The sequence below is a fragment of the Acidobacteriota bacterium genome (assembly GCA_035471785.1).
Classification (GTDB): domain Bacteria; phylum Acidobacteriota; class UBA6911; order RPQK01; family DATIPO01; genus JANQFM01.
On sequence record DATIPQ010000021.1, the window covers coordinates 1 to 1965 of the forward strand.

Genomic DNA, 1965 nt, shown 5'->3' on the forward strand with positions numbered 1-1965 from the left:
TGCTCGCTACGACTGGTGCTGCCGGTCATAAGTTCTGAGCCAGGGCCCTCCGTTCTTGTCCCTGACAGGGACAGATTCGCCAGCCCAGGGTCAGCCCCGGCGAGCGCCAGCGAGACGGCGGCGCCACCCTGGGTTTCGGAACGCCGGGGTGCGAACGCTGAAAAGCGTGGGATAACGCCACAGGGTGGCTCAAAACTTCTGACGCACTGCACTAGGCGGCAAGCCCGCCCCATGACGCCTTTCACCGATCTCCTCTGGCAGCAAACAGAAAGAAGTTGAAGTATCGACGCCAGTCTTCGTCGGTGGACTGATAGGTGTTGTCGAAGACAAAGTGATCGGCAAGAGCTTCCCGCACTCTCGACAACTCGCGAAGCCGGCTGCGGTTGGACTCAGCATCCGGATAAAGGTTGATGCCCCACAGTTCTCTTGCTTCGATCCCTTCTCTAGAAGAAGGGCCTCCTGATCGGAATGAAGCTCAGCGTCCACAGCCATGATTTCCCGCTCGATATCCACCACGGCCTTGACCATGTCTCCAAACATCGGCGCAGCCATCTGCCGTAGATCGCCGACGGTCACTTGATTCAGTGGTATCGTACCCAGCCATCGAACGCTGGAGATCCACACGATAACATGAGCCGAATGGGTGAGGAACTCCACGCACCGGTTGGACTGGTGGAGCTGGCGCAGTTCAGATTCTGGGTCGTCTGTGAGGCAGCCGCTGTGCTAGGCTGAGCGGCGGAGCGTCATGGATATCAAGCCTCGCCCTAATCATCGGATCTACATCGAGACCTTGCGCAAGTTGACGCCGGAGCAGAGGCTGGCCAAGGCCTTTGAGCTGTCGGAGATGTCGCGGCGGCTTTTCCGCGAGGGGCTGCGGAGGCGCTTTCCTGAGCTGTCCGAAGAGGAGTTCCACCGGCTTTACCTGGAGCGTCTGGAGTTGTGTCACAACAGGAACTACTAGGGACCGTCATTGAGGCGCTCGAACGAGCCGGGATCGACTGAGCCGACTTAAGATCCGGCAGCCTTTGCAACAGATCCAGAGGCCCTCCCTCAGTTGCCCGATTTGTCGGGATAGGCCGGGGGTTCGGGGACGGGGCGGGGGTCGGACTGGATTTTTTGCAGCAGGTAGTCGACCGCCCTTTCGAGCTGGGCGTCGGAGCCGTTGAAGGTGGCGTGGGGGAGGTTTTGGACTTCGATGTCGGGATCCACGCCGTGGCCCTCGATGAGCCATTCTCGCTCGGGGCCGTAGACGCCGAACATGGGTGCACGGGCCCATCCCAGGTCGCTGAGACGGTTCTCGCTTGAAAGCCAGATCTCGCCGCCCCAGGTCCTCACTCCGATGATCTCGCCCAGGCCCAGCCTCCTGAAACCGTCGGCGAAGGCCTCGCCGTCCGAGGCGGTGCGCTCGTCCACCAGGACCACCACGTGTCCGCGGAAGGCGTAGTGCATGTTCCAGTAGGGCTTGCCGGTTCGGGGAGCCCAATACATCCAGACCTTGCGCAGCAGCTTGTCGAGGATGAAGGCGTCGATGTTGCCTCCCCGATTGTGGCGCACGTCGACGATCAGTCCCTGGCGGTTGAAGACAGGATAAAAGTTTCGGTACCACTCGGTGATGTTGCCGCCGCCCATGGCTTGCAGGTGGACGTATCCAATCTTGCCTCCGCCCAGCTCGTCGGTACGCAGGCGTCGGGTGTACTCCCAGTCGCGGTAGCGCAGGTCGTCCTCGTAGCGGATGGGCGTGACGATGATTCGGCGGCTCTGGTCCGCTCCCGCATCGCGCACCTGCAGCAAGACCTGCTTGCCGGCCTGGTCGCGCAGCAGGTGATAGATGCTGGGCACCGACAGGACGCCGGTGCCGTTGACGGCTTCAATAAGGTCTCCGGCCTCAAGCTGAAGGGCCGGATCGGCCAGCGGCGAGCGTTCGGAAGGATAGTCGGGTTCGGAGCGGTAGATGTATTCGATGCG

Annotated in this window: 3 protein-coding genes; 1 reads left to right on the forward strand and 2 read right to left on the reverse strand. The window is 61.6% G+C overall.

What is annotated here, in order from left to right; all coding sequences use genetic code 11:
- Positions 1–189: 189 nt before the first annotated feature.
- Positions 190–552 carry a DUF5674 family protein gene (locus VLU25_03810; protein ID HSR67043.1) on the reverse strand — a complete coding sequence of 121 codons (363 nt, stop codon included), beginning with the start codon at positions 550–552 and terminating at the stop codon, positions 190–192.
- A 193-nt stretch (positions 553–745) separates the two neighbouring features.
- Here VLU25_03810 and VLU25_03815 point away from each other — a divergent pair, with 193 nt between their 5' ends.
- A complete protein-coding gene (locus VLU25_03815; protein HSR67044.1) occupies positions 746–961 on the forward strand; it encodes a hypothetical protein in 216 nt (71 codons plus the stop codon).
- 89 nt (positions 962–1050) lie between these two features.
- Here VLU25_03815 and VLU25_03820 read toward each other — a convergent pair.
- A partial coding sequence (locus tag VLU25_03820) for a S41 family peptidase (GenBank protein HSR67045.1) occupies positions 1051–1965 on the reverse strand: 915 nt, incomplete at its 5' end.

Bases quoted from the DNA above. Each gene is read 5' to 3' on its own strand.
- VLU25_03810 (HSR67043.1), bottom strand. From the start codon at position 552: ATGGCTGCGCCGATGTTTGGAGACATGGTCAAGGCCGTGGTGGATATC.
- VLU25_03815 (HSR67044.1), top strand. From the start codon at position 746: ATGGATATCAAGCCTCGCCCTAATCATCGGATCTACATCGAGACCTTG.